This window comes from Streptomyces pseudogriseolus (assembly GCA_002154585.1).
Taxonomy (GTDB): Bacteria; Actinomycetota; Actinomycetes; order Streptomycetales; family Streptomycetaceae; genus Streptomyces; species Streptomyces pseudogriseolus.
The window spans coordinates 1-23,961 of record MUNG01000033.1 but is presented as its reverse complement, the minus strand read 5'-3'; the positions used below and the strand labels follow the sequence as shown (position 1 = coordinate 23,961).

24 protein-coding genes and 1 pseudogene are annotated in these 23,961 nt (G+C 71.3%); 19 read left to right on the top strand and 6 right to left on the bottom strand.

The features are described from left to right. The first annotated feature begins 108 nt into the window (after window positions 1-108). The 7 genes from CCN29_RS04740 (at window position 109) to CCN29_RS04710 (ending at window position 7,958) form a co-directional block, all read left to right on the top strand. A complete protein-coding gene (locus CCN29_RS04740) occupies window positions 109-1,146 on the top strand; it encodes an MraY family glycosyltransferase (protein WP_086680173.1) in 1,038 nt (345 codons plus the stop codon). A 93-nt stretch (window positions 1,147-1,239) separates the two neighbouring features. Continuing rightward, window positions 1,240-3,084, top strand: coding sequence for a molecular chaperone DnaK (gene dnaK, locus CCN29_RS04735; RefSeq protein WP_006134637.1), 1,845 nt, complete (start codon window positions 1,240-1,242; stop codon window positions 3,082-3,084). Beyond that, entirely contained in the window at window positions 3,081-3,752 is a 672-nt protein-coding gene (gene grpE, locus CCN29_RS04730; RefSeq protein ID WP_006134638.1) for a nucleotide exchange factor GrpE, read from the top strand. The genes dnaK and grpE overlap by 4 nt, the downstream gene beginning before the upstream one ends. A 36-nt stretch (window positions 3,753-3,788) precedes the next feature. Beyond that, on the top strand, window positions 3,789-4,961 hold the full coding sequence (gene dnaJ / locus CCN29_RS04725) for a molecular chaperone DnaJ (protein WP_006134639.1): 1,173 nt from the start codon (window positions 3,789-3,791) through the stop codon (window positions 4,959-4,961). A gap of 4 nt (window positions 4,962-4,965) precedes the next feature. Then, window positions 4,966-5,418: a heat shock protein transcriptional repressor HspR gene (locus CCN29_RS04720; RefSeq protein WP_006134641.1), complete on the top strand. Its 453-nt coding sequence runs from the start codon at window positions 4,966-4,968 to the stop codon at window positions 5,416-5,418. 272 nt (window positions 5,419-5,690) lie between these two features. Further along, window positions 5,691-6,797, top strand: coding sequence for a sugar ABC transporter substrate-binding protein (locus CCN29_RS04715; protein ID WP_442538235.1), 1,107 nt, complete (start codon window positions 5,691-5,693; stop codon window positions 6,795-6,797). Window positions 6,798-6,926: 129 nt separating this feature from the next. Then, window positions 6,927-7,958, top strand: a complete 1,032-nt coding sequence (locus CCN29_RS04710) for a helix-turn-helix transcriptional regulator (protein ID WP_031017977.1) — start codon at window positions 6,927-6,929, stop codon at window positions 7,956-7,958. Here the strand turns inward: CCN29_RS04710 and CCN29_RS04705 are convergent. Further along, window positions 7,921-8,895, bottom strand: coding sequence for a helix-turn-helix domain-containing protein (locus CCN29_RS04705; protein WP_006134644.1), 975 nt, complete (start codon window positions 8,893-8,895; stop codon window positions 7,921-7,923). The genes CCN29_RS04710 and CCN29_RS04705 overlap by 38 nt on opposite strands. An 18-nt stretch (window positions 8,896-8,913) precedes the next feature. Next, a complete protein-coding gene (locus CCN29_RS04700; protein ID WP_006134645.1) occupies window positions 8,914-9,858 on the bottom strand; it encodes a hypothetical protein in 945 nt (314 codons plus the stop codon). Window positions 9,859-10,040: 182 nt separating this feature from the next. Here CCN29_RS04700 and CCN29_RS04695 point away from each other — a divergent pair, with 182 nt between their 5' ends. Next, complete coding sequence (locus CCN29_RS04695) at window positions 10,041-10,244, top strand: hypothetical protein (RefSeq protein ID WP_006134647.1); 204 nt, start codon at window positions 10,041-10,043, stop codon at window positions 10,242-10,244. Between the two features lies 1 nt (window position 10,245). Beyond that, window positions 10,246-10,581: a Rieske (2Fe-2S) protein gene (locus CCN29_RS04690; RefSeq protein WP_006134649.1), complete on the top strand. Its 336-nt coding sequence runs from the start codon at window positions 10,246-10,248 to the stop codon at window positions 10,579-10,581. Window positions 10,582-10,785: 204 nt separating this feature from the next. Here CCN29_RS04690 and CCN29_RS04685 read toward each other — a convergent pair whose 3' ends face one another. Continuing rightward, on the bottom strand, window positions 10,786-11,202 hold the full coding sequence (locus tag CCN29_RS04685; RefSeq protein ID WP_086680169.1) for a pyridoxamine 5'-phosphate oxidase family protein: 417 nt from the start codon (window positions 11,200-11,202) through the stop codon (window positions 10,786-10,788). A gap of 133 nt (window positions 11,203-11,335) precedes the next feature. Here CCN29_RS04685 and clpB point away from each other — a divergent pair, with 133 nt between their 5' ends. The 3 genes from clpB to CCN29_RS04670 all read left to right on the top strand — a co-directional run bounded on the left by clpB (window position 11,336) and on the right by CCN29_RS04670 (window position 15,414). After that, entirely contained in the window at window positions 11,336-13,933 is a 2,598-nt protein-coding gene (gene clpB, locus CCN29_RS04680) for an ATP-dependent chaperone ClpB (protein ID WP_086680167.1), read from the top strand. A gap of 219 nt (window positions 13,934-14,152) precedes the next feature. Further along, the gene (locus CCN29_RS04675; RefSeq protein WP_031017971.1) at window positions 14,153-14,683 is read left to right on the top strand and encodes a YbjN domain-containing protein; all 531 of its coding nucleotides are present in this window, start codon (window positions 14,153-14,155) and stop codon (window positions 14,681-14,683) included. Between the two features lie 173 nt (window positions 14,684-14,856). Next, entirely contained in the window at window positions 14,857-15,414 is a 558-nt protein-coding gene (locus CCN29_RS04670; RefSeq protein ID WP_086680165.1) for a Uma2 family endonuclease, read from the top strand. Here CCN29_RS04670 and CCN29_RS04665 read toward each other — a convergent pair. Then, window positions 15,411-16,061 carry an SCO4225 family membrane protein gene (locus CCN29_RS04665; protein WP_086680163.1) on the bottom strand — a complete coding sequence of 217 codons (651 nt, stop codon included), beginning with the start codon at window positions 16,059-16,061 and terminating at the stop codon, window positions 15,411-15,413. The genes CCN29_RS04670 and CCN29_RS04665 overlap by 4 nt on opposite strands. Window positions 16,062-16,129: 68 nt before the next feature. Beyond that, complete coding sequence (locus CCN29_RS04660; protein WP_086680162.1) at window positions 16,130-16,624, bottom strand: ATP-binding protein; 495 nt, start codon at window positions 16,622-16,624, stop codon at window positions 16,130-16,132. A 177-nt stretch (window positions 16,625-16,801) separates the two neighbouring features. On the opposite strand from CCN29_RS04660, the pseudogene CCN29_RS04655 reads away from it, so the two are divergent. The 3 genes and pseudogenes from CCN29_RS04655 to CCN29_RS04645 all read left to right on the top strand — a co-directional run. Next, a pseudogene (locus CCN29_RS04655) lies at window positions 16,802-17,134 on the top strand (helix-turn-helix transcriptional regulator); the annotation flags it as partial. 445 nt (window positions 17,135-17,579) lie between these two features. Further along, window positions 17,580-18,236, top strand: a complete 657-nt coding sequence (locus CCN29_RS04650; protein WP_006135075.1) for a DUF433 domain-containing protein — start codon at window positions 17,580-17,582, stop codon at window positions 18,234-18,236. Next, window positions 18,226-18,612 carry a PIN-like domain-containing protein gene (locus tag CCN29_RS04645; protein WP_086680160.1) on the top strand — a complete coding sequence of 129 codons (387 nt, stop codon included), beginning with the start codon at window positions 18,226-18,228 and terminating at the stop codon, window positions 18,610-18,612. The genes CCN29_RS04650 and CCN29_RS04645 overlap by 11 nt, the downstream gene beginning before the upstream one ends. 57 nt (window positions 18,613-18,669) lie before the next feature. On the opposite strand, the gene CCN29_RS04640 is transcribed toward CCN29_RS04645, so the two are convergent. After that, the gene (locus tag CCN29_RS04640) at window positions 18,670-19,860 is read right to left on the bottom strand and encodes a pyridoxal phosphate-dependent aminotransferase (protein ID WP_086680158.1); all 1,191 of its coding nucleotides are present in this window, start codon (window positions 19,858-19,860) and stop codon (window positions 18,670-18,672) included. Window positions 19,861-20,045: 185 nt separating this feature from the next. On the opposite strand from CCN29_RS04640, the gene CCN29_RS35290 reads away from it, so the two are divergent. From CCN29_RS35290 to CCN29_RS04620, 4 genes are all read left to right on the top strand, one after another. Further along, window positions 20,046-20,297, top strand: a complete 252-nt coding sequence (locus CCN29_RS35290; protein ID WP_143661276.1) for a hypothetical protein — start codon at window positions 20,046-20,048, stop codon at window positions 20,295-20,297. A gap of 386 nt (window positions 20,298-20,683) precedes the next feature. Further along, window positions 20,684-21,217, top strand: a complete 534-nt coding sequence (locus CCN29_RS04630) for a DUF2617 family protein (protein WP_006135081.1) — start codon at window positions 20,684-20,686, stop codon at window positions 21,215-21,217. Window positions 21,218-21,276: 59 nt separating this feature from the next. Continuing rightward, window positions 21,277-22,983 (top strand): polyamine aminopropyltransferase, encoded by a 1,707-nt coding sequence (locus CCN29_RS04625; protein ID WP_086680156.1) that lies wholly within the window; start codon window positions 21,277-21,279, stop codon window positions 22,981-22,983. A gap of 86 nt (window positions 22,984-23,069) precedes the next feature. Then, window positions 23,070-23,961: SRPBCC family protein (locus CCN29_RS04620; RefSeq protein ID WP_442538234.1), on the top strand; the 892-nt coding region annotated here is incomplete at its 3' end.

Below are 23,961 nucleotides of genomic sequence, written 5' to 3'. Positions count from 1 at the left end.
GACCTCGAGGGGCGCCCGGACGGTGTCCCGGACCGAGTCCCGGATGGCGTCCGGGATCCGATCGTGTTATTCACGCCAAATCGTGCCATACGCCCCTAACTTATATCCGTGCTCTACGGGATCGCCGCCGCCGCCACCGCACTGCTGCTCTCCGCCTTCCTCACCGGAGTGCTGCGGGTCCCCGCCCTGCGTCTCGGGATCACCGACCGCAGGCGGCGCCGGCCCCTGCCGCTGTCCGGGGGAACGGCGGTCGCGCCGGCCACCGTCCTGGTCGCGACGGCGGCCGACGCCACCGGCCTGGTGCCCCTCGGCGCCGGGGTCGGCCGATTGGTGACGGCGGCCGGCTGCGTCGCCCTGCTCGGCCTGGCCGCCGACCTCCGGCGGCTGCGGTGGTGGGTCACCCCGGCCGGCACGGCGGTCGCCGCGTGCTTCGTCGTGCCGTACGAGGAGACCGGCGTGGCCGCCGGGGTCGCGGCGGTCGGGGCGATCGTGGTCGCGACCGTCGCCTTCCGGAAGCTGGACCACGCCGACGGGCTGGCCGGGACGGCCGGCGCGGTGGGCGCGTTCGGGCTCGCCGCGTGCGCCACGGCCGAGCTGATGGACGGACCGGCCGCGCTGCTGGGCGTGCTGGCCGCCGCGCTCGCCGGGTTCCTGCTGCACAACTGGTTCCCCGCGCGGGCGGGCATCGGGGCCTCCGGCGCGCTGTTCACCGGGTTCGTGCTGGCCGCCTCGGCGGTGTTCGTGCGGGCGGGGCAGGGAATCGGCGCCGGAGCCGCCGTGCTGTACGGGGTGACGGCACTCGGGTGTGCGGACGCCGCCCTGGTGGTACTCGGGCGGCTGCTCGACCGCCGTGCGGTGACCCGCGGGCGGCCGGACCACCTCGGGCACCGGCTGCGGCGGCTGGGCCTCGCGCCCCGCGCGGTGCCGGTGCTGCTGGGCGCCGGGTCCGCGGGAGCGGCGCTGGTCGCGGTGTGCGTGCACACCGGCAGGCTGGCCCCGGGCGCGGTGGGGTGGGTCGCGGCGGCCTCCGCGGTGCTCGTCCTGGCGCTGGTGCGGCGTCCCGTCACCCCCGTTTTCCGTCCGCGTCAACGTGTCGCCAGTGCGTCGACGCAGGTCAGCGAACGGTTGCGTGTAAGGAGCGGATAAGAGTTGAGTCTGCTCGACTCAGCTCTGTTGACCCGGCGGCGGGCGTCATGCATGCTTGAGTCTGTTCCACTCAAGTCAGCTGGAGGAATCGAAATGGCACGTGCGGTCGGCATCGACCTGGGCACGACTAACTCCGTCGTCAGCGTTCTGGAGGGCGGCGAGCCCACCGTCATCACCAACGCCGAGGGCGCCAGGACCACGCCTTCCGTCGTCGCCTTCGCCAAGAACGGTGAGGTGCTGGTCGGCGAGGTGGCCAAGCGCCAGGCCGTGACCAACGTCGACAGGACCATCCGGTCGGTCAAGCGCCACATGGGCACCGACTGGAAGATCAACCTGGACGGCAAGGACTTCAACCCGCAGCAGATCAGCGCCTTCGTGCTGCAGAAGCTGAAGCGGGACGCCGAGGCGTACCTGGGCGAGAAGGTGACCGACGCGGTCATCACCGTCCCGGCGTACTTCAACGACGCCGAGCGCCAGGCGACCAAGGAGGCCGGCGAGATCGCCGGTCTGAACGTGCTGCGCATCGTCAACGAGCCGACGGCCGCCGCCCTGGCGTACGGCCTCGACAAGGACGACCAGACGATCCTCGTCTTCGACCTCGGTGGCGGTACCTTCGACGTCTCCCTGCTGGAGATCGGCGACGGTGTCGTCGAGGTGAAGGCCACCAACGGTGACAACAACCTCGGTGGTGACGACTGGGACCAGCGCGTCGTCGACTACCTGGTCAAGCAGTTCCAGGCCGGTCACGGCGTGGACCTCGCCAAGGACAAGATGGCGCTCCAGCGTCTGCGCGAGGCCGCCGAGAAGGCGAAGATCGAGCTGTCCTCGTCCACCGAGACCTCGATCAACCTCCCCTACATCACCGCCTCCGCCGAGGGCCCCCTGCACCTCGACGAGAAGCTGACCCGCGCCCAGTTCCAGCAGCTGACCGCGGACCTGCTCGAGCGCTGCAAGACCCCGTTCAACAACGTGATCAAGGACGCCGGCATCTCCGTCAGCGAGATCGACCACGTCGTCCTGGTCGGCGGTTCGACCCGTATGCCCGCCGTCGCCGAGCTGGTCAAGGACCTCACGGGCGGCAAGGAGGCCAACAAGGGCGTCAACCCGGACGAGGTCGTCTCCATCGGCGCCGCGCTCCAGGCCGGTGTCCTCAAGGGCGAGGTCAAGGACGTCCTCCTGCTCGACGTCACCCCGCTGTCCCTCGGTATCGAGACCAAGGGCGGCATCATGACCAAGCTGATCGAGCGGAACACCACGATCCCGACCAAGCGCTCCGAGATCTTCACCACGGCCGAGGACAACCAGCCGTCGGTGCAGATCCAGGTCTACCAGGGCGAGCGCGAGATCGCCGCGTACAACAAGAAGCTCGGCATGTTCGAGCTGACCGGTCTGCCGCCGGCGCCGCGTGGCGTCCCGCAGATCGAGGTCTCCTTCGACATCGACGCCAACGGCATCATGCACGTCACGGCGAAGGACCTCGGCACCGGCAAGGAGCAGAAGATGACCGTCACCGGCGGTTCGTCGCTCCCGAAGGACGAGGTCGAGCGGATGCGCCAGGAGGCCGAGAAGTACGCGGAGGAGGACCACGCCCGCCGCGAGGCCGCCGAGACCCGCAACCAGGGCGAGCAGCTCGTCTATCAGACCGAGAAGTTCCTCACGGACAACGCGGACAAGGTGCCCGGCGAGATCAAGACCGAGGTCGAGGCCGCCGTCGCCGAGCTGAAGGAGAAGCTCAAGGGCGAGGACACCGCCGAGATCCGCACGGCCACCGAGAAGGTCGCCGCCGTCTCGCAGAAGCTGGGCCAGGCGATGTACGCCGACGCCCAGGGCGCGCAGGCCGCGGGCGGCGCGTCCGCCGGCGCCGGTGAGGCCAAGGCCGACGACGACGTCGTCGACGCCGAGATCGTCGACGAGGACCGCAAGGACGGTGCGGCGTGACGGAAGAGACCCCGGGCTTCGACGAGCAGCAGCCCGATGTCCCTTCCGGCGCACCGTCCGACGACGCCGAGCCGCAGGCCGCCGCTCCCTCTCCCGAGGAAGAGGCGGCCCCGGCCGGGGACACCGAGCAGAACGCCGCTCTGGTGGCCCAGCTGGACCAGGCCCGCAGCGCGCTGAACGAGCGCACCGCGGACCTCCAGCGCCTCCAGGCGGAGTTCCAGAACTACCGCCGCCGTGTCGAGCGGGACCGGGCAGCCGTGAAGGAGACCGCCGTGGCGAATCTCCTGACCGAACTGCTCCCGGTGCTGGACGACATCGGCCGCGCGCGGGAGCACGGCGAGCTGGTCGGCGGCTTCAAGTCGGTCGCGGAGTCGCTGGAGACCACGGCGGCCAAGCTGGGCCTCCAGCAGTTCGGCAAGGAGGGCGAGCCCTTCGACCCGACGATCCACGAGGCCCTGATGCACTCCTACGCGCCGGACGTCACCGAGACGACGTGCGTGGCGATTCTCCAGCCGGGGTACCGCATCGGCGAGCGCACCATCCGCCCCGCGCGGGTGGCCGTCGCCGAGCCCCAGCCGGGCGCGCAGACGGTGAAGCCGGCCGAGGAGAGCACCGAGGCGCAGGCCGACGGGGAGAACAAGGAGAGCGGTGGCCCGGAGGAGGGCTGACGTAAGAGCTGACGCAGGGAAGGAGGGACGTCGGGGATGAGCACCAAGGACTTCATCGAGAAGGACTACTACAAGGTCCTCGGCGTCCCCAAGGACGCCACCGAGGCCGAGATCAAGAAGGCGTACCGGAAGCTCGCCCGCGAGTTCCACCCGGACGCCAACAAGGGGAACGCCAAGGCGGAGGAGCGGTTCAAGGAGATCTCCGAGGCGAACGACGTCCTCGGCGACCCCAAGAAGCGCAAGGAGTACGACGAGGCGCGCGCGCTGTTCGGCAACGGCGGTTTCCGTCCGGGGCCGGGCGCGGGCGGCGGCTCGTTCAACTTCGACCTGGGCGACCTCTTCGGGGGTCAGGCCGGCGGCCAGGGCGGCTTCGGCGGCGGGCTCGGTGACGTCTTCGGGGGCCTGTTCAACCGGGGCGGGCCGGGTGCCGGCACGCGCACCCAGCCGCGCCGGGGCCAGGACATCGAGTCCGAGGTGACGCTCAGCTTCACCGAGGCGATCGAGGGCGCGACGGTCCCGCTGCGGATGTCGTCGCAGTCGCCCTGCAAGGCCTGTTCGGGCACCGGCGACAAGAACGGCACACCGCGCGTGTGCCCGACCTGCGTCGGCACCGGCCAGGTGGCGCGGGGCTCCGGCGGCGGCTTCTCGCTGACCGACCCCTGCCCGGACTGCAAGGGCCGCGGCCTGATCGCGGAGGAGCCCTGCGAGGTCTGCAAGGGCAGCGGCCGGGCCAAGTCCTCGCGGACGATGCAGGTGCGCATCCCCGCGGGGGTCAGCGACGGCCAGCGGATCCGGCTGCGCGGCAAGGGCGCGCCGGGCGAGCGGGGCGGCCCGGCGGGCGACCTGTACGTCGTCGTGCACGTCGGCGCCCACCCGGTGTTCGGGCGCAAGGACGACAACCTGACGGTCACGGTGCCGGTGACGTATCCCGAGGCGGCCCTCGGGGGCGAGATCCGGGTCCCGACGCTGGGCGGTCCGCCGGTGACGCTGAAGCTGCCGCCGGGCACACCCAACGGGCGCACCCTGCGGGCGCGCGGCAAGGGGGCGGTCCGCAAGGACGGCACCCGCGGCGATCTGCTGGTCACCGTCGAGGTGAGTGTTCCGAAGGACCTGACGGGGAAGGCTCGTGACGCCCTGGAGGCGTATCGCGAGGCGACCGCGGACCAGGATCCGCGGGCGGAGCTGTTCCAGGCCGCGAAGGGAGCTTGATGCGATGGACGGCCGTCGACGCAACCCGTACGAACTGACCCAGGACACCCCGGTCTACGTCATCTCGGTGGCGGCCCAGCTCTCCGGCCTGCACCCGCAGACGCTGCGTCAGTACGACCGTCTGGGACTCGTGTCGCCGGACCGTACGGCGGGCCGGGGCCGGCGCTACTCGGCCCGTGACATCGAACTGCTCCGCCAGGTGCAGCAGTTGTCGCAGGACGAGGGCATCAACCTGGCCGGAATCAAGCGCATCATCGAACTGGAGAACCAGGTCGCCGCCCTCCAGGCCCGCGTGGCCGAACTGGAGGACGCGCTCGACGGCGCGGCGGCGGCCATGCGCCAGCGCGAGGCCGCCGTGCACGCCTCGTACCGCCGTGACCTGGTGCCTTACCAGGAGGTGCAGCAGACAAGCGCGCTGGTGGTCTGGCGTCCCAAGCGCCAGCAGCAGTCGGACTGACCGCGCGCGACGCCGAGAGGGGCCCGTGGGTTCGCAGAATCCACGGGCCCCTTGGCTCATGTACGACCACACCTGTGGCTATGGTATGCCTGCGTGTCCAGGTGATCCCCGCGGTGTGTCCGCGAGACTTTCACGAGTTCAGCGCACCGTGTCGTGTTCATCTCGTTAAGTGGCTGCCTCTTGACTCGATGGGCGCCGAAGCGTTGTCTTTTCAGTCACATGGGCCGCAAAGCTGTGCCCACGTCCAAAACGCACCTGAAGTGAGCCCTCGCATGCGTCGTATCGCCATATCCGTGGCCGCCGTCTCCATGTCCGTCACGCTCGCCGGCTGCGGCATGCTCGACGCGACGGGCAGCAGCGACGACGCGAGCCCCGCCAAGGGGGACGACATCACGGTGGGCCTGCTCCTCCCGGAGAAGGCCAACACGCGCTACGAGCAGTTCGACTACCCCATGTTCAAGAAGAAGGTGGAGTCGCTCACCGACAACAAGGGGAAGGTCGAGTACGCCAACGCCGAGGCGGACGCGGACAAGCAGACCGACCAGATGCAGCGCATGATCGACAGCAAGGTCGACGTCATCGTGCTGGACGCGGTGGACGCGCACGGCATCGCGGAGAGCGTCAGCAAGGCCAAGGACGCCGGCATCCCGGTCATCGCCTACGACCGGCTCGCCGAGGGACCGATCGACGCGTACATCTCCTTCGACAACTCCCTCGTGGGCGAGGTGCAGGGGCGCTCCCTCCTGGAGGCGCTCGGCGGCGACCTGAGCGTCACCGACAAGATCGTGATGATGAACGGCTCGTCCACCGACCCCAACGCCAAGCAGTTCAAGGCCGGCGCGCTGTCCGAGCTCAAGGGCAAGGTCACCATCGCCAAGTCCTTCGACACCAAGGACTGGGACCCGAAGAACGCCGAGAAGAACATGGCCGAGGCGATCGACGAGATCGGCCTGGAGAACATCGAGGCCGTCTACTCCGCCAACGACGGCATGGCGGGCGGCATCGTCAAGGCGCTGCGCGCCGCCGGCGTCACCAAGCTGCCGCCCATCACCGGCCAGGACGCCGAACTCTCCGCGGTGCAGCGGATCGTGACCGGCGAGCAGTACATGAGCGTCTACAAGTCCTACCCGGAAGAGGCCGAGAACGCCGCCGAGATGGCCGTGGCGCGGGTCCAGGGCCGGGACATCCAGTTCGACGCGCTCACCCGCGACCGCGTCGACAGCCCCACCGACCAGGACATTCCGGCGCAGCTGGTGCCGGTGGTCGCGATCACCCAGGACAACCTCGAGGACACCGTCATCGCCGACGGCTTCTTCCAGGTGTCCGACATCTGCACCGCCGAGTTCAAGGACGCGTGCGCGGAGATCAACCTCAAGTAGGCCCGTACGAATTCGGCCACCGGCCGGTCCTGGAGGCCGGCGCGGTGGTCCGCCCCGTGTTGCACAGCAGGTTCCGGCCGCGCATAGTTGCGGCTGCGGAAGGACGCTGAACCGGGGGTGGGATGGGCGATGGCCGGGCACGGGGCGGACGAGCATCCGCACGGTGCTGACCGACTGTGCGAGGCCGGGGACCGCGTGTACTCCCGGGCCGTACGGCGCGGACGGCTGCCGCGCCGGGAGGCCGAGCGGGTCCCCTGCCTGCTGGAGCTGGCCCTGCTGCACCCCGACCCGGACGACATGGACTATCTGGTCCCCACCTCCCCGCAGGAGGTCATGACCCGGCTGCTGCGCGGCATGTACGACGAGGTGAGGGCCAGTCAGCGCCGGGTCGGCTCGGCGGTCGCCGCCTTCGAGTGGTACGCCGGTCTCGGCCGCCAGGTGCCGTCCGCGGGCGCGTCGGCGGAGGGCCCCGCGATCCGCGTGCTGGACGGACTGGCCCGGATTCAGGCCGCGATGGACGAGGCGACGCAGGCGTGCACGAGTGAGGTGCTCACCGTGCAGCCCGGCGGCATCCGGCGTGAGGCCGAACTGTCCGAGGGCCTGCACCGGGCGATGGCGCTGCGCGGGCGGGGCGTGCGGATGCGGGACCTCTACACTCATGTCGCCCGGCACGGGCACGGGCTGCTCAGCTATCTGGAGCTGATGGGCGACGCGGTGGAGGCGCGCACGCTGGACGAGGTCGTGGAGCGGCTCATCCTCTTCGACCGCACGGTCGCCTTCATCCCCGCCAACGCCGAGCGCACGATGGCGCTGGAGCTGCGCCACCCGGCGCTGGTGGAGTACCTGGGCACGGTCTTCGAGCGGCTGTGGCGGCTCGCGATCCCGCTGACCGCCCCGCTCCCGGACACCGGCATCGAGGGCATCTCGCACCGCGAGCAGTCCATCGCCGCGCTTCTCGCGGAGGGCCACCAGGACGCGGTGATCGCGGAACGCCTCGGCATCAGCGTCCGCACCTGCCGGGCGCACATCGCCCGCCTCTCCGAGACGCTGGGGGCGGTGAGCAGGACGCAGTTGGGGGTGCGGATCGCGCAGGCGGGGCTGGACGGCGCGCGGCCGCCGGTGGTCATCCCTCCTGGTCGAGGATCCCCGACCGCGCGATGAGGTAGCCGAGCTGCGCGCGGCTGCTGCTGCCCAGCACGGCGGCGAGCTTGGCGATGTGCTCGCGCGCGGTGCGGATGTTCATGCCGAGCCGGTCGGCGATGACGGCGTCCGTGTGCCCCTCGACGAGCAGGGCGGCGATGGCGTGCTGGCGCGGGGTGATGCCGTTGAGGGTGGGCTGGCGGTCCGCCTCCGGGTACATGGGGGTGGCGAGGCGCCACAGCCGGTCGAAGGTGGTGCCCAGGAACGTCACGATCGCGGGGTGGCGCACCTCCAGGGCCGTGGAGCGTTCCGGGCCGGCCGGGATGAAGGCGACCGTGCGGTCGACGATCACCAGGCGGTCGGTGATCTCGTCCAGGGAGCGCGCCTCGACGTCACCGGTGAGGCGTTCGTAGCGCGCGGCCAGCGTGGGCGCGTGGCGCAGGGTGTGCTGGTAGAGGGCGCGGATGCGTCCGCCGCGGTCCAGCAGGGCCTGGTCGCGCCGGATGGCGGGCTCGTGGACGGCCGGGTCGAATCTGATGTAGCTGCGGTACGGCTGCACGGCGAGGAGTTCGGTGGCGTCGTCCATCGCCTCGCTGATGGCCCTCCCGATGTGCTCCGTACCGGCGTGCCGGACGACGCAGGGGCAGTCCCGCTCGGCCGGTTCAGGGGCGCGCAGCAGCGGGGCCAGGGTCTCCGCGAGCCGTTCCTGGCGCCGCCGCTCCTCGGCGACGCGGTCCTCGGAGGCGCGCAGCAGCCGGTGCAGGGCGAGGTGCGGTGCGACCGGCTCCAGCCGCGCGGAGTCGTCGTCGGCGGGACGGAGGAGGCCGAGGCGGAGCAGGAGGGGGGTCTCCTCGTCCGCGGAGGCGGGCAGGTGGCCCTGCGCCAGGGCGCGGGCGTACAGGTCCAGCGCCTCCGCCCGCAGCGTGTCCGTCCCCTCGTGTGGCGCGTCGCCGCTCATGCTGGTCGCTCTCCCGGATCAGTGGTCCTGCTCGAGAATTCCCGACTGCGCGATGAGGTACCCCAGTTGGGCACGGCTGCCGCTGCCGAGCGCGGTGGCCAGCTTCGCTATGTGCGCCCGGCAGGTGCGGACGTTCATGCCGAGGCGGCGCGCGATGGCCTCGTCGACGTGTCCCTCGACGAGCAGTTTGGCTATCGAGTGCTGGATGTCGGTGAGACCGTCCGCGGCGGTCTCGTAGGGGGTGCCGGCGGTGAGCGGGACCGCCCGGCCCCACATGAACTCGAACACCTTGATGAGGTAGCGGACCAGGCCGGGGTGGCGCAGTTCCAGGGCGACCTGCCGGTCGTCCCGCACGGGGATGAAGGCGACGGTGTCGTCGCAGATGATGAGCCGCTCCACCAGCTCGTCGATGGTGCGGTACTCCACCTTGCCGTCGGCGAACTGCTCGGTCCAGGCGATGCGTTCGGGGTTGTACCGCGCGGTGTGCTGGTACAGCGTCCTGATCCGCACCCCGCGTTCGATCAGGGGCCGGTCGCGCTCCAGCGCCTCGATCAGGCGCTGCTGCGGGTGCCGGTTCTTCGGCTGGACGGTGAGCACCTCGTGCCGGCACTGGGAGGTCGCCAGGTCGAGCGCCTCGTTGATGCGGTCGAGCCCTTCGAGCACGGTGACGGAGTGGACCGGTTCCGTCAGGGGTGCGCCGAGCCCGATGAACGGCTCGAACGTCTCCGCCAACTCCATGGTCAGCCGTCTGCGTTCGGTGATCTCGCGCTCGATCGGGTCCAGCCGCTGGGCCAGGACCACGGACGGCGGGACGGGACGCAGCCAGTCGGGGTCGTCCGGGTCGGGATGGAGCAGGGAGAAGTCGAGCAGGCAGGGGGCTGCTTCGGCCTCGGCCCGGGTGATACGTCCCGTGCGCAGAGCGTTCGCGTACAGACGACTTCCTTCCGCGCACAGCTCCGCCATGGGATGGGGATGCACCGCTTTGGTCCGATTCGTTGACAAATCTCCACCCCCCAGGCTCCTGAACATGCAGGAACATGATGCACCGATCGTGTGGCCATGACGTGCCCGAATGAGCCATCGTCTTACTTGACGGGGGAAAAGGGGACCTTCGAGTGAGGACGAAGCCGACTATGCGTAAGAGAATGCTTCGCTCGGTGCTTGTCGCCGCCTTCTCCGCCGTTGTGGCCTTCGGTGCGCTGAGTGGCACCTCCGACGCGCAGAACGGTGAGGACGGGGACACCGTCTGGTCGGGCAAGGCCGGCGACACCGTCTGGTCGAGTGGAGCCGTGGGCACGGGTGACGGCGAGGGCGTGGTCTACCTCCCGGCAGACACCATCTGGAGCTGACGTGACCACCCCACCTGACGACCGTTCCTTCCGGCGCGAGATGGCGACCGCCTACCGGTCGGGATGGCACTTCATCGACCTGGTCACCGCCATCCCCCACAGCGGTGACTCGTTGATGGTGACCGTCTTCGGTGAGCCCGTGGTCGTCACCCGCGAGGAGGACGGCGACGTACGGGCGTACCGGTGCCTGCGCCGGCCCAGGGGGGCGCCGAAGCCCGTCCGGTGCGCCATCCGGTACGGCATGATCTTTGTGAACCTGGACCAGCGGGACCACCGGCAGGTGGAGTCCGACTCCCCGGCCCCGCGGACCATCTCGGCCACCCCCCGCAGTGCCTGACGCGATTCCCCCGTCGTAAAAGATCGCGCAGGTGCTTCCCCCCGCAGCGGCGTCACCGTGACCTGAACACGGTGACGCCGCTGCAGTTTGTGGGGACATTTCCGGGTATCGGCCGGATCGGGTGATGGCCGGAAGCCATCGCTTCCTGTGCGAATCGAGGCGTCCTCCGGCGCGCCCCGGGGCCGCGCTTCGGGGGAGTCCTTCTCAGCCGCGCCCCATCGCCCGCGTGAGCGCGATCTCGATGACGACCCGGTCCGGGTTGGGGCCCGGCGTCCGCCCGTACCGCTCCGCGTACCGCCGCACCGCGTCCTCGACGCGCTCCGCCTCCGTGCGCACCCGCGCGCGTCCCTCCAGCGTCGCCCACCGCCTGCCGTCCACCTGGCACACCGCGACGGGCGCGCCCTCGTCCCCCGCCGCCCGCACATGGCGGACCTTCGCGCTGGTCCGGTTGGTGATCACCCGGGCGAGCCGCTGCTCGGGGTCGTACGTGACGCCGACGGGTACCAGATGCGGGGTGCCGTCCGGACGGAGCGTGGTCAGCGTGCACAGGTGCCGCTCGCGCCAGAAGCTGAGGTACGAAGCGTCCGGATCGCCCGGATCCACCGAATACGTGAGGGTCATGAACCGGAACTTAGCCCTCAGGCCCTCGCGGGTATCACCTTGAGTGGAATAGACTCAAGTTTGTGGACGTTGGCAGAGTCAGCCACACGCACGCACAGGGTCACCGAAGGGCACCAAGGAGGAGAACGGACACGTGGACGCCGAGCTGACCAACCGGAGCCGGGACGCACTGGCCGCCGCCGGCAACCGGGCCGTGACCGAGGGACACCCCGACCTCACCCCCGCGCACCTGCTGCTCGCCCTGCTCGCCGGGCAGGAGAACGAGAACATCACGGACCTGCTCGCCGCGGTCGACGCCGACCAGGCCGCCGTACGCGCCGGGGCCGAGCGTGTCCTCGCCGGGCTGCCCAGCGTCACCGGATCGACGGTGGCGCCGCCCCAGCCCAACCGTGAGCTGCTCGCCGTCGTCGCGGACGCCCAGTCCCGCGCCCAGGACCTCGGCGACGAGTACCTGTCCACCGAACACCTGCTGATCGCCATCGCCGCCAAGGGCGGGGCCGCCGGGGAGGTACTGTCCCGGCAGGGCGCCACCGCGGACAAGCTGCAGGAGGCCTTCCAGAAGGCGAGGGGAGCGCGCCGGGTGACCACTCCCGACCCGGAGGGCCAGTACAAGGCCCTCGAGAAGTTCGGCACCGACCTGACCGCCGCCGCCCGCGAGGGCAGGCTGGACCCCGTCATCGGACGGGACCAGGAGATCCGGCGGGTGGTGCAGGTGCTGAGCCGCCGCACCAAGAACAACCCCGTGCTGATCGGTGAGCCGGGCGTCGGCAAGACCGCCGTCGTCGAAGGGCTCGCCCAGCGGATCGTCAAGGGCGACGTGCCCGAGTCGCTGAAGAACAAGCGGCTGGTCGCGCTCGACCTGGGCGCGATGGTCGCGGGCGCCAAGTACCGCGGCGAGTTCGAGGAGCGGCTGAAGACCGTGCTCGCGGAGATCAAGGACTCCGACGGGCAGATCATCACCTTCATCGACGAGCTGCACACCGTCGTGGGCGCGGGCGCCGGCGGCGACTCCGCCATGGACGCCGGCAACATGCTGAAGCCGATGCTCGCGCGCGGCGAGCTGCGCATGGTCGGCGCCACCACGCTGGACGAGTACCGCGAGCGGATCGAGAAGGACCCGGCACTGGAGCGCCGCTTCCAGCAGGTGCTGGTCGCCGAGCCGTCCGTGGAGGACTCCATCGCGATCCTGCGCGGACTCAAGGGCCGCTACGAGGCGCACCACAAGGTGCAGATCGCCGACAGCGCCCTGGTCGCCGCGGCCACCCTCTCCGACCGGTACATCACCTCCCGCTTCCTCCCCGACAAGGCCATCGACCTGGTCGACGAGGCCGCCTCCCGGCTGCGCATGGAGATCGACTCCTCACCCGTCGAGATCGACGAGCTCCAGCGCGCCGTGGACCGGCTGCGCATGGAGGAGCTGGCGCTGAGCAAGGAGACGGACCAGGCCTCCAAGGAACGCCTGGAGAAGCTGCGCCGCGACCTCGCCGACAAGGAGGAGGAGCTGCGCGGCCTCACCGCCCGCTGGGAGAAGGAGAAGCAGTCCCTCAACCGGGTCGGCGAGCTGAAGGAGAAGCTGGACGAGCTGCGCGGCCAGGCCGAACGCGCCCAGCGCGACGGCGACTTCGACACCGCCTCCAAGCTGCTCTACGGCGAGATCCCGGCCGTCGAACGCGACCTGGAGGCCGCCTCCGAGGCCGAGGAAGAGGTGGCGAAGGACACCATGGTCAAGGAGGAGGTCGGCGCCGACGACATCGCCGACGTCGTCGCCTCCTGGACCGGCATCCCGGCCGGCCGCCTGATGGAGGGCGAGACGCAGAAGCTGCTGCGCATGGAGGACGAGATCGGCAGGCGGCTGATCGGGCAGACCGAGGCCGTGCGCGCCGTCTCCGACGCGGTACGCCGCTCGCGGGCCGGCGTGTCCGACCCGGACCGGCCCACCGGCTCGTTCCTGTTCCTCGGCCCGACCGGCGTCGGCAAGACCGAGCTGGCCAAGGCGCTCGCGGACTTCCTCTTCGACGACGAGCGGGCGATGGTCCGCATCGACATGTCGGAGTACGGCGAGAAGCACAGCGTGGCCCGCCTGGTCGGCGCGCCCCCCGGCTACGTCGGCTACGAGGAGGGCGGCCAGCTCACCGAGGCGGTGCGGCGCCGCCCGTACAGCGTGGTGCTGCTCGACGAGGTGGAGAAGGCGCACCCGGAGGTCTTCGACATCCTGCTCCAGGTGCTCGACGACGGCCGCCTCACCGACGGCCAGGGCCGCACGGTGGACTTCCGCAACACCATTCTGGTGCTGACGTCCAACCTGGGCAGCCAGTACCTGGTCGACCCGCTGACCGGCGAGGCGGAGAAGAAGGAGCAGGTCCTGGAGGTGGTCCGGTCCTCCTTCAAGCCGGAGTTCCTCAACCGCCTGGACGACCTGGTGGTCTTCTCCGCGCTCTCCAAGGCCGAGCTGGAGCGGATCGCGAAGCTCCAGATCGACGCGCTGGGCCGGCGGCTCGCCGAACGGCGGCTCGCCCTGGAGGTCACGCCCGAGGCGCTGGCCTGGCTGGCCGAGGAGGGCCTGGACCCGGCGTACGGCGCGCGACCGCTGCGCCGTCTGGTGCAGACCTCGATCGGCGACCGGCTCGCCAGGGAGATCCTGTCCGGCGAGATCAAGGACGGCGACACGGTCCGGGTGGACCGTTTCGGGGACGAGCTGATCGTCGGCCCGGCCGCGGGCAAGACGCTCTGAGCCGCTCGGGGAGCCGCTGGACTCGCGATTCCGGTTCCCGGGCCCGATGTGACGTGCGGATTGGCGGATTGTCCGTACGGACGTTGGGCCCGGAGCCTTTCCGGGTACCCCGCACCTGACCGGATCGAGTCAGCCCTCGGCTGACAGGCCCGTCGGGGCTTGCCACCCCCCTCCCCGCATGGGGGAGGATGGCGGGATCCGTACGAAGGGAAATTCACGGTGACCATCGACCCGTCCTCGATTCCGAATTTCGGGGGCCAGCAGCCGGAGCCGCAGCCCCAAGGACCGGCGGGCCCCGTCGTCCCGGATCAGGACCTGGTGAAGCAGCTCCTCGACCAGATGGAGCTCAAGTACGTCGTCGACGACGAGGGTGACCTCGCGGCGCCGTGGGAGCAGTTCCGCACGTACTTCATGTTCCGTGGGGAAGGCGACCAGCAGATCTTCTCCGTCCGGACGTTCTACGACCGGCCGCACCAGATCGACGAGAAGCCCCAGCTGCTCGAGTCCGTCGACGACTGGAACCGCCGCACGCTGTGGCCCAAGGTGTACACGCACACCCATGACGACGGCACGGTCCGTCTCATCGGTGAGGCGCAGATGCTGATCGGCATGGGCGTCAGCCTCGAGCACTTCGTCTCCTCGACGGTCAGCTGGGTGCGGGCCGCGATCGAGTTCGACAAGTGGCTCGTCGAGCAGCTCGGCCTGGAGCAGGAGATCAACGAGGCGGACAAGCCCGACGACGACGCGTAAGCGGGTACGTCAGCGCGTTCGCGCGAGCGGCGGCACCTGCCGGGTGCCGGCCGTGAGGGAGCCCAGCCCGGCCCGGAGGCCGGCCCACGCGGCCGGTCGCGGTGCCGGGCTCTCTCATACATCGTCGTGGCACTGCCCGTCGTATCCTGACCACACACGGGAAGGAGCCGTCCATGAGCGTCGACGCGATCGTGCACACCGAGTTCCCCCGGGGATACACGGTCCTGTTCGGGGCTGACGGAAAGGTGATCATGACCCCGCAGAGCGAGGAGCACTCCAGCACCATCAGGTCGATGCAGATCGACTCCGCTCTCACTCTCGGGCGTCACGCGAAGGTCACCTCCGACGTCTGCATCGACTTCCCCGCCGACGAGAACTCCGCCCCCGACTTCGCGATCCTGCGTGAGGACGCGCGCAAGGAAGGCAAGCGCTACAGCTTCGTAGACGTCCTGCTGATCTCCGAGGTCGTCTCGACCTCTTCCGCACGCAAGGACTACGACGACTGCACCGCGAAGTACGGCCGCTACGGCATCCCGGTCTACCTGATCGTGGACCCCTACGCCCAGGAAGTCGTCCTTCACACCCAGCCGACCGCCACCGGCTACATCGCGGCGCACACGCACAAGTACGGCACGGGCAAGCTTCCCGTCCTTCTGGCCGACGGCCGCACCTTCACCCTCGACCTCGATGAGCTCCCGCGCCCCGAGTCCGAGGCGGACGCCTGCGGCTAGCGGCTCAGCGGATTACCCACCCTGTGGGCGAGGCGCCCGATCAGGACGGCGTTGACCAGGCCCGCCAGGACCACGCCGGCGGTGAAGACGAGCGTGCCCAGCCAGGGGAGCGAGTACTCGGCGGGCGCCGACACCGCCAGGGCGACGAAGCTGAGCGGCGCCGCCGCGAGGACGGGCCAGATGCCCGCGAACCCGGGGTCGGGCGACAGCAGCACGGCGTACAGGAAGGTGCCCAGGGCCGCGGCGACCACGGCGACGTAGGCCCGTGCGGGCCAGTTGTCCACGGCGGCCGCGAGCAGCGTCCGCAGGACCGGGCGCGCCGACGGCGCGGGTCCCGGTCTGCGGGCGAGCGCGCCGAACGCGGCGGCGTTCACCAGGGCGCACAACAGCAGCCAGCACCCGTACAGCACGGCCGCCGTCACCCCGGCCGCCCCGCCTCCCGCGCCGCCGGCCCCGAAGGGCAGCATCACCGGCAGGAACGACAGCGGCGCGGTGAGCAGCGCCGGCGCCATGGCGTACGGGCTGTCCGGGGCGATGAGCAGCACCGCGACGCCGAGGGCGACGAGGCCCAGGTAGGCGCGGGCGGGCAGGCTGTCCGTGGCGAGTGCGAGGAAGTGCCGCGCACGGCGGCGGGGAGAGGTCGGCATGAGGGAGGCCCTTCCTGGAACCGGTACGGGTTGGTGATCACCACGGTGACCGGCGGGGCCGTACCTCGTCATGAGTACCGGTACTCACCGCCGGCGCGACGGCACTCATCCGGCCGGCCCCGGCCGTCCAGCGCGCACTCCGCCCACACCGTCTTGCCCACGGGCTCGCGCGGCTCCCAGCCCCAGCGCTCGGCCAGAACGTCCACCAGGAACAGCCCCCGGCCGGACTCACCCTCGGGCGGCACCAGGGGCGTGGCCGCGGCCGGTTTCTTCCCGCCGGCCGCGTCCGCCACCTCCACCCGTACCAGACCCGCCGCCTCGTCCAGCACGAGCCGCAGACCGAAGTCCCGGCCCGGCACCCGACCGTGCCGTACGGCTTTGGCGGCCAGCTCCCCGACGACGAGGGCGATCGTGCACGACGCGTCCGACGCCGGCGGGTGACCCCAACCCTCCAGGCACTTCACGGCGAAGCGCCGGGCGAGCCGCGCGCCGTGCGGCGAGGAGGGGAACTGCGCGGCGGCCGTCGGCAGTTCCCGGTCCGGTGCGATGGTTCCAGTGAGCACGGCGTGGTCCGTCCTTCTCCGTCGAGCCGGTTGGACTCGTAGCGTGCACGAGTCGTCGCTTTCCGTGGTCAAGGGTCGTCGGCGCGCCCTACTCTCAAAAGGGGGCGCCGGCTTACCTTTCAGCCCATAAGGAACGGAAGTGACGCTTTGGCCAACGGAATTGACCCCAGTACGTCGATGGCCGCGCTGTTCGGCGCGCGGGTCCGCAGACTGCGCACGGCGGCCGGGCTCACCCAGGCCGAACTCGGCGCGCTGACCCACGTGGTGAGTACGCGGATCACCCAGATCGAGCGTGCCTCGGGAGCGAAACCGACGCTGGAGCTGGCGCGGGCACTGGACGCGGCGCTGGGTGCGGACGACCTGCTGGTCGAGCTGTGGCCGTACGTGTACCGGGAGGCGTTCCCGGACTGGTCACGGAAGTTCATGGAGTACTCGGAGCGGGCGGTGGCGGTCCGCGAATACGCGGCGCACGTCGTCCCTGGCTTGTTGCAGACGGAGGAGTATAGGCGACCTGAAGTCCCGCCGCCCCTGACCGGAGCGGCCCACGGGCCCCTCGCTCACGAGGGGCCCGTGGGCCGCTGACCTGCCCGAGGAACCGAGGAAAAAGACCACGCCGGACGGCGCGCTTCACTCGTGCGGGTGACCGGCTTGCAGGCGCGGGACACCTGCCGTTACGTTCGCCGCGACCGCAAGCCGTCGGGGCAGCTCCGTGCCCAGACCTGCTTTTCCAACGTGTCCGGCTGCGGCCCCGCCCTCGTCACCGGTGACTGCTGCGACCGCGCTTGCGCCCCGCAACCCGGCCGGCGCCGGGACCGCCGCGTGCATCAGGACGCGGATTCGCTCCGTGCGGCCTGCTGCGCAGCGAGTCGGGTGTGCGATCACTCTCCGGACGGGAAACTTGATGTGCGACGATGCGAGATTCGCCGGCGGACGCGACAGACGGAGGAGGTGGGGCATGGTCGACCGATTCAACGATGGACTGCTGACTCCCACGGAAACGGCCTCTCACCTGCAGATTCCGCAGTCCACGCTGCACTCGTGGCTGAAGAGCAGCGCTGCCGGGGCGCCTCTCGTCCATCAGGTCGAACCGCTGCGGAACGGGCAGCCCTCGGTGCCGTTCATCGCGGTGGCCGAGGCGCACGTCCTGCGGTCCTTGCGCGACCTGGGGTTGCGGATGAGTGAGATCAGGGAAGCGGCTGCTGCCGTACGGGACGCGTTCCACACCCCCTACGGGCTCGTTTCCAAGCGCATCGCGACGGACGGCGTCGACATCTTCGTCGAGCATGGCCTGGGTGACCTGCGAAGGGCCCGGGACGGTCAGGCTCCCATTCACGAAGTGGTGGCCGACTACCTTCGCTATCTGAACTGGGAGCCCGACGACGACTTCCCCACCAGTCTGCGGCTCCGGCAGTACCCGGAGTCCGTCCCCGTCGTGATCGACCCGAGGTTCGGGCAGGGCAGGCCTGTCGTGGCCGCCAACCGTGTCGCGGTGAAAGCCATCACCGACCTGTGGGAGGCGGGGGAGAGCGTTCAGGACATCGCGTACGACTTCGACATGACACCGGAACAGGTCGACGCGGTGTGCAAGGCAGTGGTGCGCCTTGCCGCCTGAGTTCTTCCTGGACCGCAATCTCGGACGTCGCGTCGCGGAAGGGCTGAAGGCATGCGGCTGGACCGTGCACCGCATCGGGGACGTCTTCCCTGACGATGCGCAGGACATCGCCGACGAGGACTGGATCGCTCATGGCCTGGACCAGCTGTGGGTGCCCATCTCGAAGGACGGCCGCATCAAGAGCAGGGATCTGGAGATCCAGCCGGTACTGGAGCGGGAAGCGGTGCTCTTCTATCTGGACAATCAGCAGCTGACGAGTGCGGACATGGTCGGACGGTTCGATGCGCACCGCGAGGCGATCCACCGGGCCGTCGCCAGGGGCGGTCCCGCGGCCTACGCCGTGCGGCGCGACCGTGTCGAGCGCACCTGGCCCTGACGAGCGGGACGGTCAGGGACCGCCCCGTCGGGCGACCGTTCAGGACAGCGCCGGTGTTCAGCGCCCCGCGCTCTTGAGCCGGGCCGCCGCCTCCTCCAGGACGTGCCGCTGCTTGCAGAAGGCGAAGCGGACGAAGGGGGCGCCCATGTCGCGGTGGTCGTAGAAGACGGCCGTGGGGATGGCGACGACGCCCGCGCGGTCCGGGAGGGCGCGGCAGAAGGCGATGCCGTCGGACTCGCCCAGGGGGCGGATGTCTGCGGTGATGAAGTAGGTGCCGGACGGGCGGTACACCGTCAGGCCGGCCTCCTCCAGGCCCGCCGCCAGGACGTCCCGCTTGGCGAGCATGTCCGCGCGGAAGCCGGTGAAGTACGACTCCGGCAGCGCGAGCGCCTCCGCGACCGCGTACTGGAAGGGTCCCGCGGAGACGTAGGTGAGGAACTGCTTGGCCGAGCGGACGGCCGTGACCAGCTCGGGTGAGGCGGTGATCCAGCCGACCTTCCAGCCGGTGAAGGAGAACGTCTTGCCGGCACTCGAGATGGTGACCGTGCGGTCCCGCATGCCGGGGAAGGACGCCAGGGGGATGTGCTCGGCGTCGTCGAACACGAGGTGCTCGTAGACCTCGTCGGTGACGACCAGAAGGTCCCGCTCGACGGCCAGCTCGGCGATCGACGCCAGCTCCTCGCGGGTGAGGACGGTGCCGGTCGGGTTGTGCGGGGTGTTGATCAGCAGCAGCCGGGTGCGGCCGGTGACCGCGTCGCGCAGCTCGTCCAGGTCGAGGCGGAAGCGGCTCCCGTCCGGCCGGAGCGTGACGGGGACGCGGGCGCCGCCCGCCATGGCGATGCAGGCGGCGTAGGAGTCGTAGTACGGCTCCAGGGCGATCACCTCGTCGCCGGGTTCCACCAGCGCGAGCAGGGCGGCCGCGATCGCCTCCGTGGCGCCGGCGGTGACCAGCACCTCCGTGTCGGGGTCGACGGACAGACCGTACCGGCGCTGCTGGTGCGCGGCGATCGCGGTGCGCAGCTCGGGGATGCCGGGCCCCGGCGGGTACTGGTTGCCGCGCCCGTCGCGCAGCGCCCGCACGGCGGCCTCCCTGACCTCCTTGGGGCCGTCGGTGTCGGGGAATCCCTGCCCGAGGTTGATGGCCCCGGTGCGCACGGCCAGGGCCGACATCTCGGCGAAGATCGTCGTCCCGAACTCCGCGAGCCGGCGATTGAGAAGAGGACGCGCACTGGAGGTCATGCCGGCCATCCTCCGCCTCATCGGGCACGTCCTCAACTCACCCTCACGGACCCGCCGGGTCGGAACCTCTGGAGTTGCTCAACTCTGCTTTGGCCGGTGAGCGGGGAGGGCATCTCCCGGTCACACCGTGAGCCAGGCACCCACGGGGGGATGCCACGGGGGATCACGGGGGGAACGGGAAGGAGGGCGGCGCCATGATCGTCGGCATCATCCTGGTCGGCGGGTTCGTCCTGGTCGTGATGGTCGCCTCGCGGGCGTCCCGGCGCGCCGGCGCGGGGCCGAGGGGCAGAAGCAGCTCCTCCGGCGGGCACACCGGCGGGGACTCCGGCGGCGGCTGGTGGGCCGGCGACGGCGGGAGCAGCTGTGGATCGTCCTCCGACGGAGGCTCGTCCTGCGGAGGCGGGTCGTCCTGCGGAGGGGGCGGATGCGGCGGTGGAGGCGGCTGACACGGGGCAGCACGGCTCCACTTCGGGAGAACGCATCCGCGGCAGCGGGGTCCGCACCTGGGGCGGGCCCCGCTGTGGTGTCTCCGGAGGTGGTGAACCCTCCGGTTCCGGATACCGCGTTGTACGCCGGACTGCGCCGAAACCTGAGGCGCACGCCGGAGTTGAACACGTGAGCTGGGGAGCCCCCAAGGGATGGAAAGCCCACGAAGTTGGGTAAAAACGCTGTGGTGGCGGCACAGTTCATGATTCCCTATAAATCACCAGCGCAGCCATCGGATCTCCCCGCGGACTTCTTTCCGGCCGGGCGACCGGGCTGACGGGCCGAGTCCCCGGTCCCGGGGTGCGCGGACCCGTATCTCTCTCCTGTGTGCTTGCGGAGCCGATCCATGCTCACGACCCTGAACACCGCCTACTCCGATACGCGCGCGGCCGATCTCGCCTGGGCTCTGGGTCGCGAGCCGCTTCCGGCGCTGGCCACCCTCGACCTGGAACTCCAAGGCGCGCAGCTCCAGTTGCGGCTGCTCGGCGCCTCCCACCAGGTGCTGCTCCAGGAGGAGCGGGGCCTGTGCTCGGAGACGGTGGCGTGCATCCCGGGCAGCAGTACGCCGCTCCCGCTGGGCGTGGCCAAGCGGGTGGACGACTGGGAGTACGAGTTCGCCGCCCGGGTGGAGGTGCTCCCTCCGGGGGCCTTCGCCGGCCGGGCGCAGGAGCTGCTCGCCCTGGTCTCCGACCATCCCCAGGGGCTGGCCGGGGTCTTCCCCGGCAGCCCGCACGCGTTCACGGCGATGCTCGCCCGCTGTCACGAGGGCCAGTTCCACTGGCGCACCTGGCACGCCTACCCGCAGGACGGCCAGCTCGTGGCCACCCGGACCCGGGTCGGAGCGCGCGTCGCCGCGCACGCCGGTGCGGTGCGGGCGTAAACAAAAATCACGCGTGTGGGTGACGTTGTGCGATGAGTGCGTGACGTAACGTCCCTGAGGTGATCGATCCGCAGGCCTCCGCCCCGCCAGGCTCCCCGCAGCCCTGGGACGGGCCGGACGGCCCCCGGCGGGACGATGCCGGTGACGCGGCGAGCGCGGGCGGGCCGGCGAGCGCGGTGCCGCTGCCCGTGCGGCAGGGCACCGGGCGGTGGCTGGTCCTCGCCGGGGTGTTCGTCTGCGCGGCGTGCGGACTGGTGTACGAGCTGGAACTCGTCGCTCTGGCTGCGTACTTGATGGGCGACTCGGTCGCCCAGACCTCCGTCGTGCTGTCCGTCATGGTCTTCGCGATGGGCATCGGCTCGCTCGCCGCCAAGCGGCTGCGGCGGCACGCGGCGGCCGGGTTCGGCGCGGTCGAGGCGGCGCTCGCGCTGGTCGGCGGAGGCAGCGCGATGGCGCTCTACGCGGTGTTCGCGTGGACCGGCGACTGGGGCGGGGTGTGGGCCGGCGGCCCGCGCTGCCTGCTCGTCGCGTTCTCCCTCGCCACCGGGCTGCTCATCGGCGCCGAGGTGCCGCTGCTGATGGAGCTGATCCAGCGGATCCGCCGGCAGGACGCGGGCGGCGCGGTCGCCGACCTGTCCGCGGCGGACTACGTGGGCGCGCTGGTCGGCGGACTCGCCTTCCCCTTCCTTCTCCTCCCCCTGCTCGGCCAGTTGACCGGCGCGCTCATCACCGGCGCGGTCAACGCGGTCGTCGGCGGCGCGCTGGTCCTCGGTCTGTTCCGGCGCGACCTCACCCCGCGCGCCCGCCGCCTGCTGCTCACCGCCAACGTGTGCGTGCTCGCGCTGCTCGCCTCGGCGGCCGTCCTCGTCGACGACTTCGAACGGGCCGCCCGGCAGGCGCTGTACGGGCCGGACGTACGGGTCGCCGTGCACACGGACGTGCAGGAGGTGCTGCTCACCGGCGGACGGGACGGGCGGCCGCTCAACCTGTTCCTCGACGGGCGGCTGCGGGTCGACGGACGCGACGAACTCCGCTACCACGAAGCCCTCGTGCACCCCGCGATGACCGGACGCCACGCGCGCGTCCTGGTCCTCGGCGGCGGTGACGGACTCGCCGTCCGTGAGGTGCTGCGCCATCCCGGCGTACGACGGGCGGACGTCGTCGCGCTCGACGCAGGGCTGGTGCGGCTGGCCCGCACCGACCCCGCGCTGTCCCGGCTCAACGCGCACTCCCTCGACGACCCGCGCGTCCGCGTCATCACCGCCGACGCCTTCGACTGGCTGCGGACGGCGCCCACCGCCGCGTACGACGTCGTCGTGGCGGACCTGCCGCACCCCGGGATCACCGCCAGCACCAAGCTGTACGCACAGGAGTTCTACGGGCTGGCCCGGCGGGCGCTCGCCCCGGGCGGGCGGCTCGTGGTGCACGGCGGGGCGGTGCGGTCCCGGCCGCGCGACTTCTGGACCGTCGACGCCACCCTGCGCGCGGCCGGGCTGCGCACCACCGCGTACCGGGTGCGCGGCCGGCAGACCGGGTTCGCCCACGGACCCGACCGGGGGCCCGCGGGCACCGCCGGCGACCATCGCGACTGGGGGTTCGTGCTGGCCGCCGACCGGCACACCCCGCGGCCCCGCCTCGACCCGGCCGGCCCCCGGCCCCGTACGCTCACCGACTCCGCCCTCGCAGCGGACGTCCGAGCGGCGGAACGCACCCGCGTCCCCGGACTCCCGCCGTCCACGCTGGTCCACCCCCGGTACGGCGACTGAGGGCCTTACCGCGCACCGCACCGACGCGCCGCGACTTCTCGCGGACGGGGGTGCGGTACGGCGTCGCGTGGGTAGGCTCCGCACTCATGGAGCACGAGGTGTTCGTTCCGGTCGAGGCGGAGCGGCTCAGGGAGGTGCTGGACGACCCCGCGCGGGTCGCCCGGGCGGTGCCCGGGCTCCAGCACGACGCCGGTGCGGAGCCGGTCACCGGGCGGCTGAAGGTGCGGATCGGCGGCTCCTCCATCACCTACCGCGGCACGGTCCGGGTGTCCGCGCGGGACGACGGCTCCTACGCCGTCGAGGGCGAGGCGGCCGAGGCCCGCGGGAACGGCACGGTGCGGCTGTCCCTGCGGCTGACCCCGCGCGCCGAGGACGCCGGGACGGCGCTCGTCGTCACGGGGACCGCCACGGCGGACGGCCGCGTCACGGAACTCCCGCGGGACGCGGTGACCTCGGCGGTCACCCGCCTGCTGAGCCGCTTCGCGGAGAACCTGGGGGCGGCGGCGGAGGAGACTCCGGAGACGCCCGCGCCCCCGGAGTCCCCGGAACACCTCGGAGCCGGCGACTTCGAGCCCGGCGTCACGACGGACTTCGAGACCACCCCGGACGCGGAGGACCCGGCCCCGCCACCGGAACGGGCGAGCGCGGCCGCCTCCGGCGAGGACGAGCCGACGCCGGCTGAGGACACGGCGCGCGACGAACCAGCCTCCGAGCCCTCGGACGCGGCGCCCGACCAACCCGCCCCGGAGCCCCCGGACGCGGCGCCCGACCAATCCGCCCCGGAACCCCCGCACGCGGCGCCCGAGCCGCTGGACGCGGGTGTTCCCGCCGGCATCGACGGCCGGCCCCTTCCCGGCGACGACGGTGACGACGGTGACGACTCCCTCGCCGAGGCCGCGCACGCGCGGCGGACGATGATCGGCCGCAGCGCCGAGGAGGTCGACCACGCACCCCCTCGCCTGTCTCTTATACCAATCT

Coding starts and splice junctions, on each gene's coding strand:
- CCN29_RS04720 (WP_006134641.1), top strand. CDS start 4,966: ATGGACGGCCGTCGACGCAACCCGTACGAACTGACCCAGGACACCCCG.
- CCN29_RS04630 (WP_006135081.1), top strand. CDS start 20,684: ATGCTCACGACCCTGAACACCGCCTACTCCGATACGCGCGCGGCCGAT.
- CCN29_RS04710 (WP_031017977.1), top strand. CDS start 6,927: ATGGCCGGGCACGGGGCGGACGAGCATCCGCACGGTGCTGACCGACTG.
- CCN29_RS04665 (WP_086680163.1), bottom strand. CDS start 16,061: ATGCCGACCTCTCCCCGCCGCCGTGCGCGGCACTTCCTCGCACTCGCC.
- CCN29_RS04670 (WP_086680165.1), top strand. CDS start 14,857: ATGAGCGTCGACGCGATCGTGCACACCGAGTTCCCCCGGGGATACACG.
- CCN29_RS35290 (WP_143661276.1), top strand. CDS start 20,046: ATGATCGTCGGCATCATCCTGGTCGGCGGGTTCGTCCTGGTCGTGATG.
- CCN29_RS04640 (WP_086680158.1), bottom strand. CDS start 19,860: ATGGCCGGCATGACCTCCAGTGCGCGTCCTCTTCTCAATCGCCGGCTC.
- dnaJ (WP_006134639.1), top strand. CDS start 3,789: ATGAGCACCAAGGACTTCATCGAGAAGGACTACTACAAGGTCCTCGGC.
- CCN29_RS04650 (WP_006135075.1), top strand. CDS start 17,580: ATGGTCGACCGATTCAACGATGGACTGCTGACTCCCACGGAAACGGCC.
- CCN29_RS04715 (WP_442538235.1), top strand. CDS start 5,691: ATGCGTCGTATCGCCATATCCGTGGCCGCCGTCTCCATGTCCGTCACG.
- CCN29_RS04705 (WP_006134644.1), bottom strand. CDS start 8,895: ATGAGCGGCGACGCGCCACACGAGGGGACGGACACGCTGCGGGCGGAG.
- CCN29_RS04700 (WP_006134645.1), bottom strand. CDS start 9,858: ATGGCGGAGCTGTGCGCGGAAGGAAGTCGTCTGTACGCGAACGCTCTG.
- CCN29_RS04685 (WP_086680169.1), bottom strand. CDS start 11,202: ATGACCCTCACGTATTCGGTGGATCCGGGCGATCCGGACGCTTCGTAC.
- CCN29_RS04695 (WP_006134647.1), top strand. CDS start 10,041: ATGCTTCGCTCGGTGCTTGTCGCCGCCTTCTCCGCCGTTGTGGCCTTC.
- dnaK (WP_006134637.1), top strand. CDS start 1,240: ATGGCACGTGCGGTCGGCATCGACCTGGGCACGACTAACTCCGTCGTC.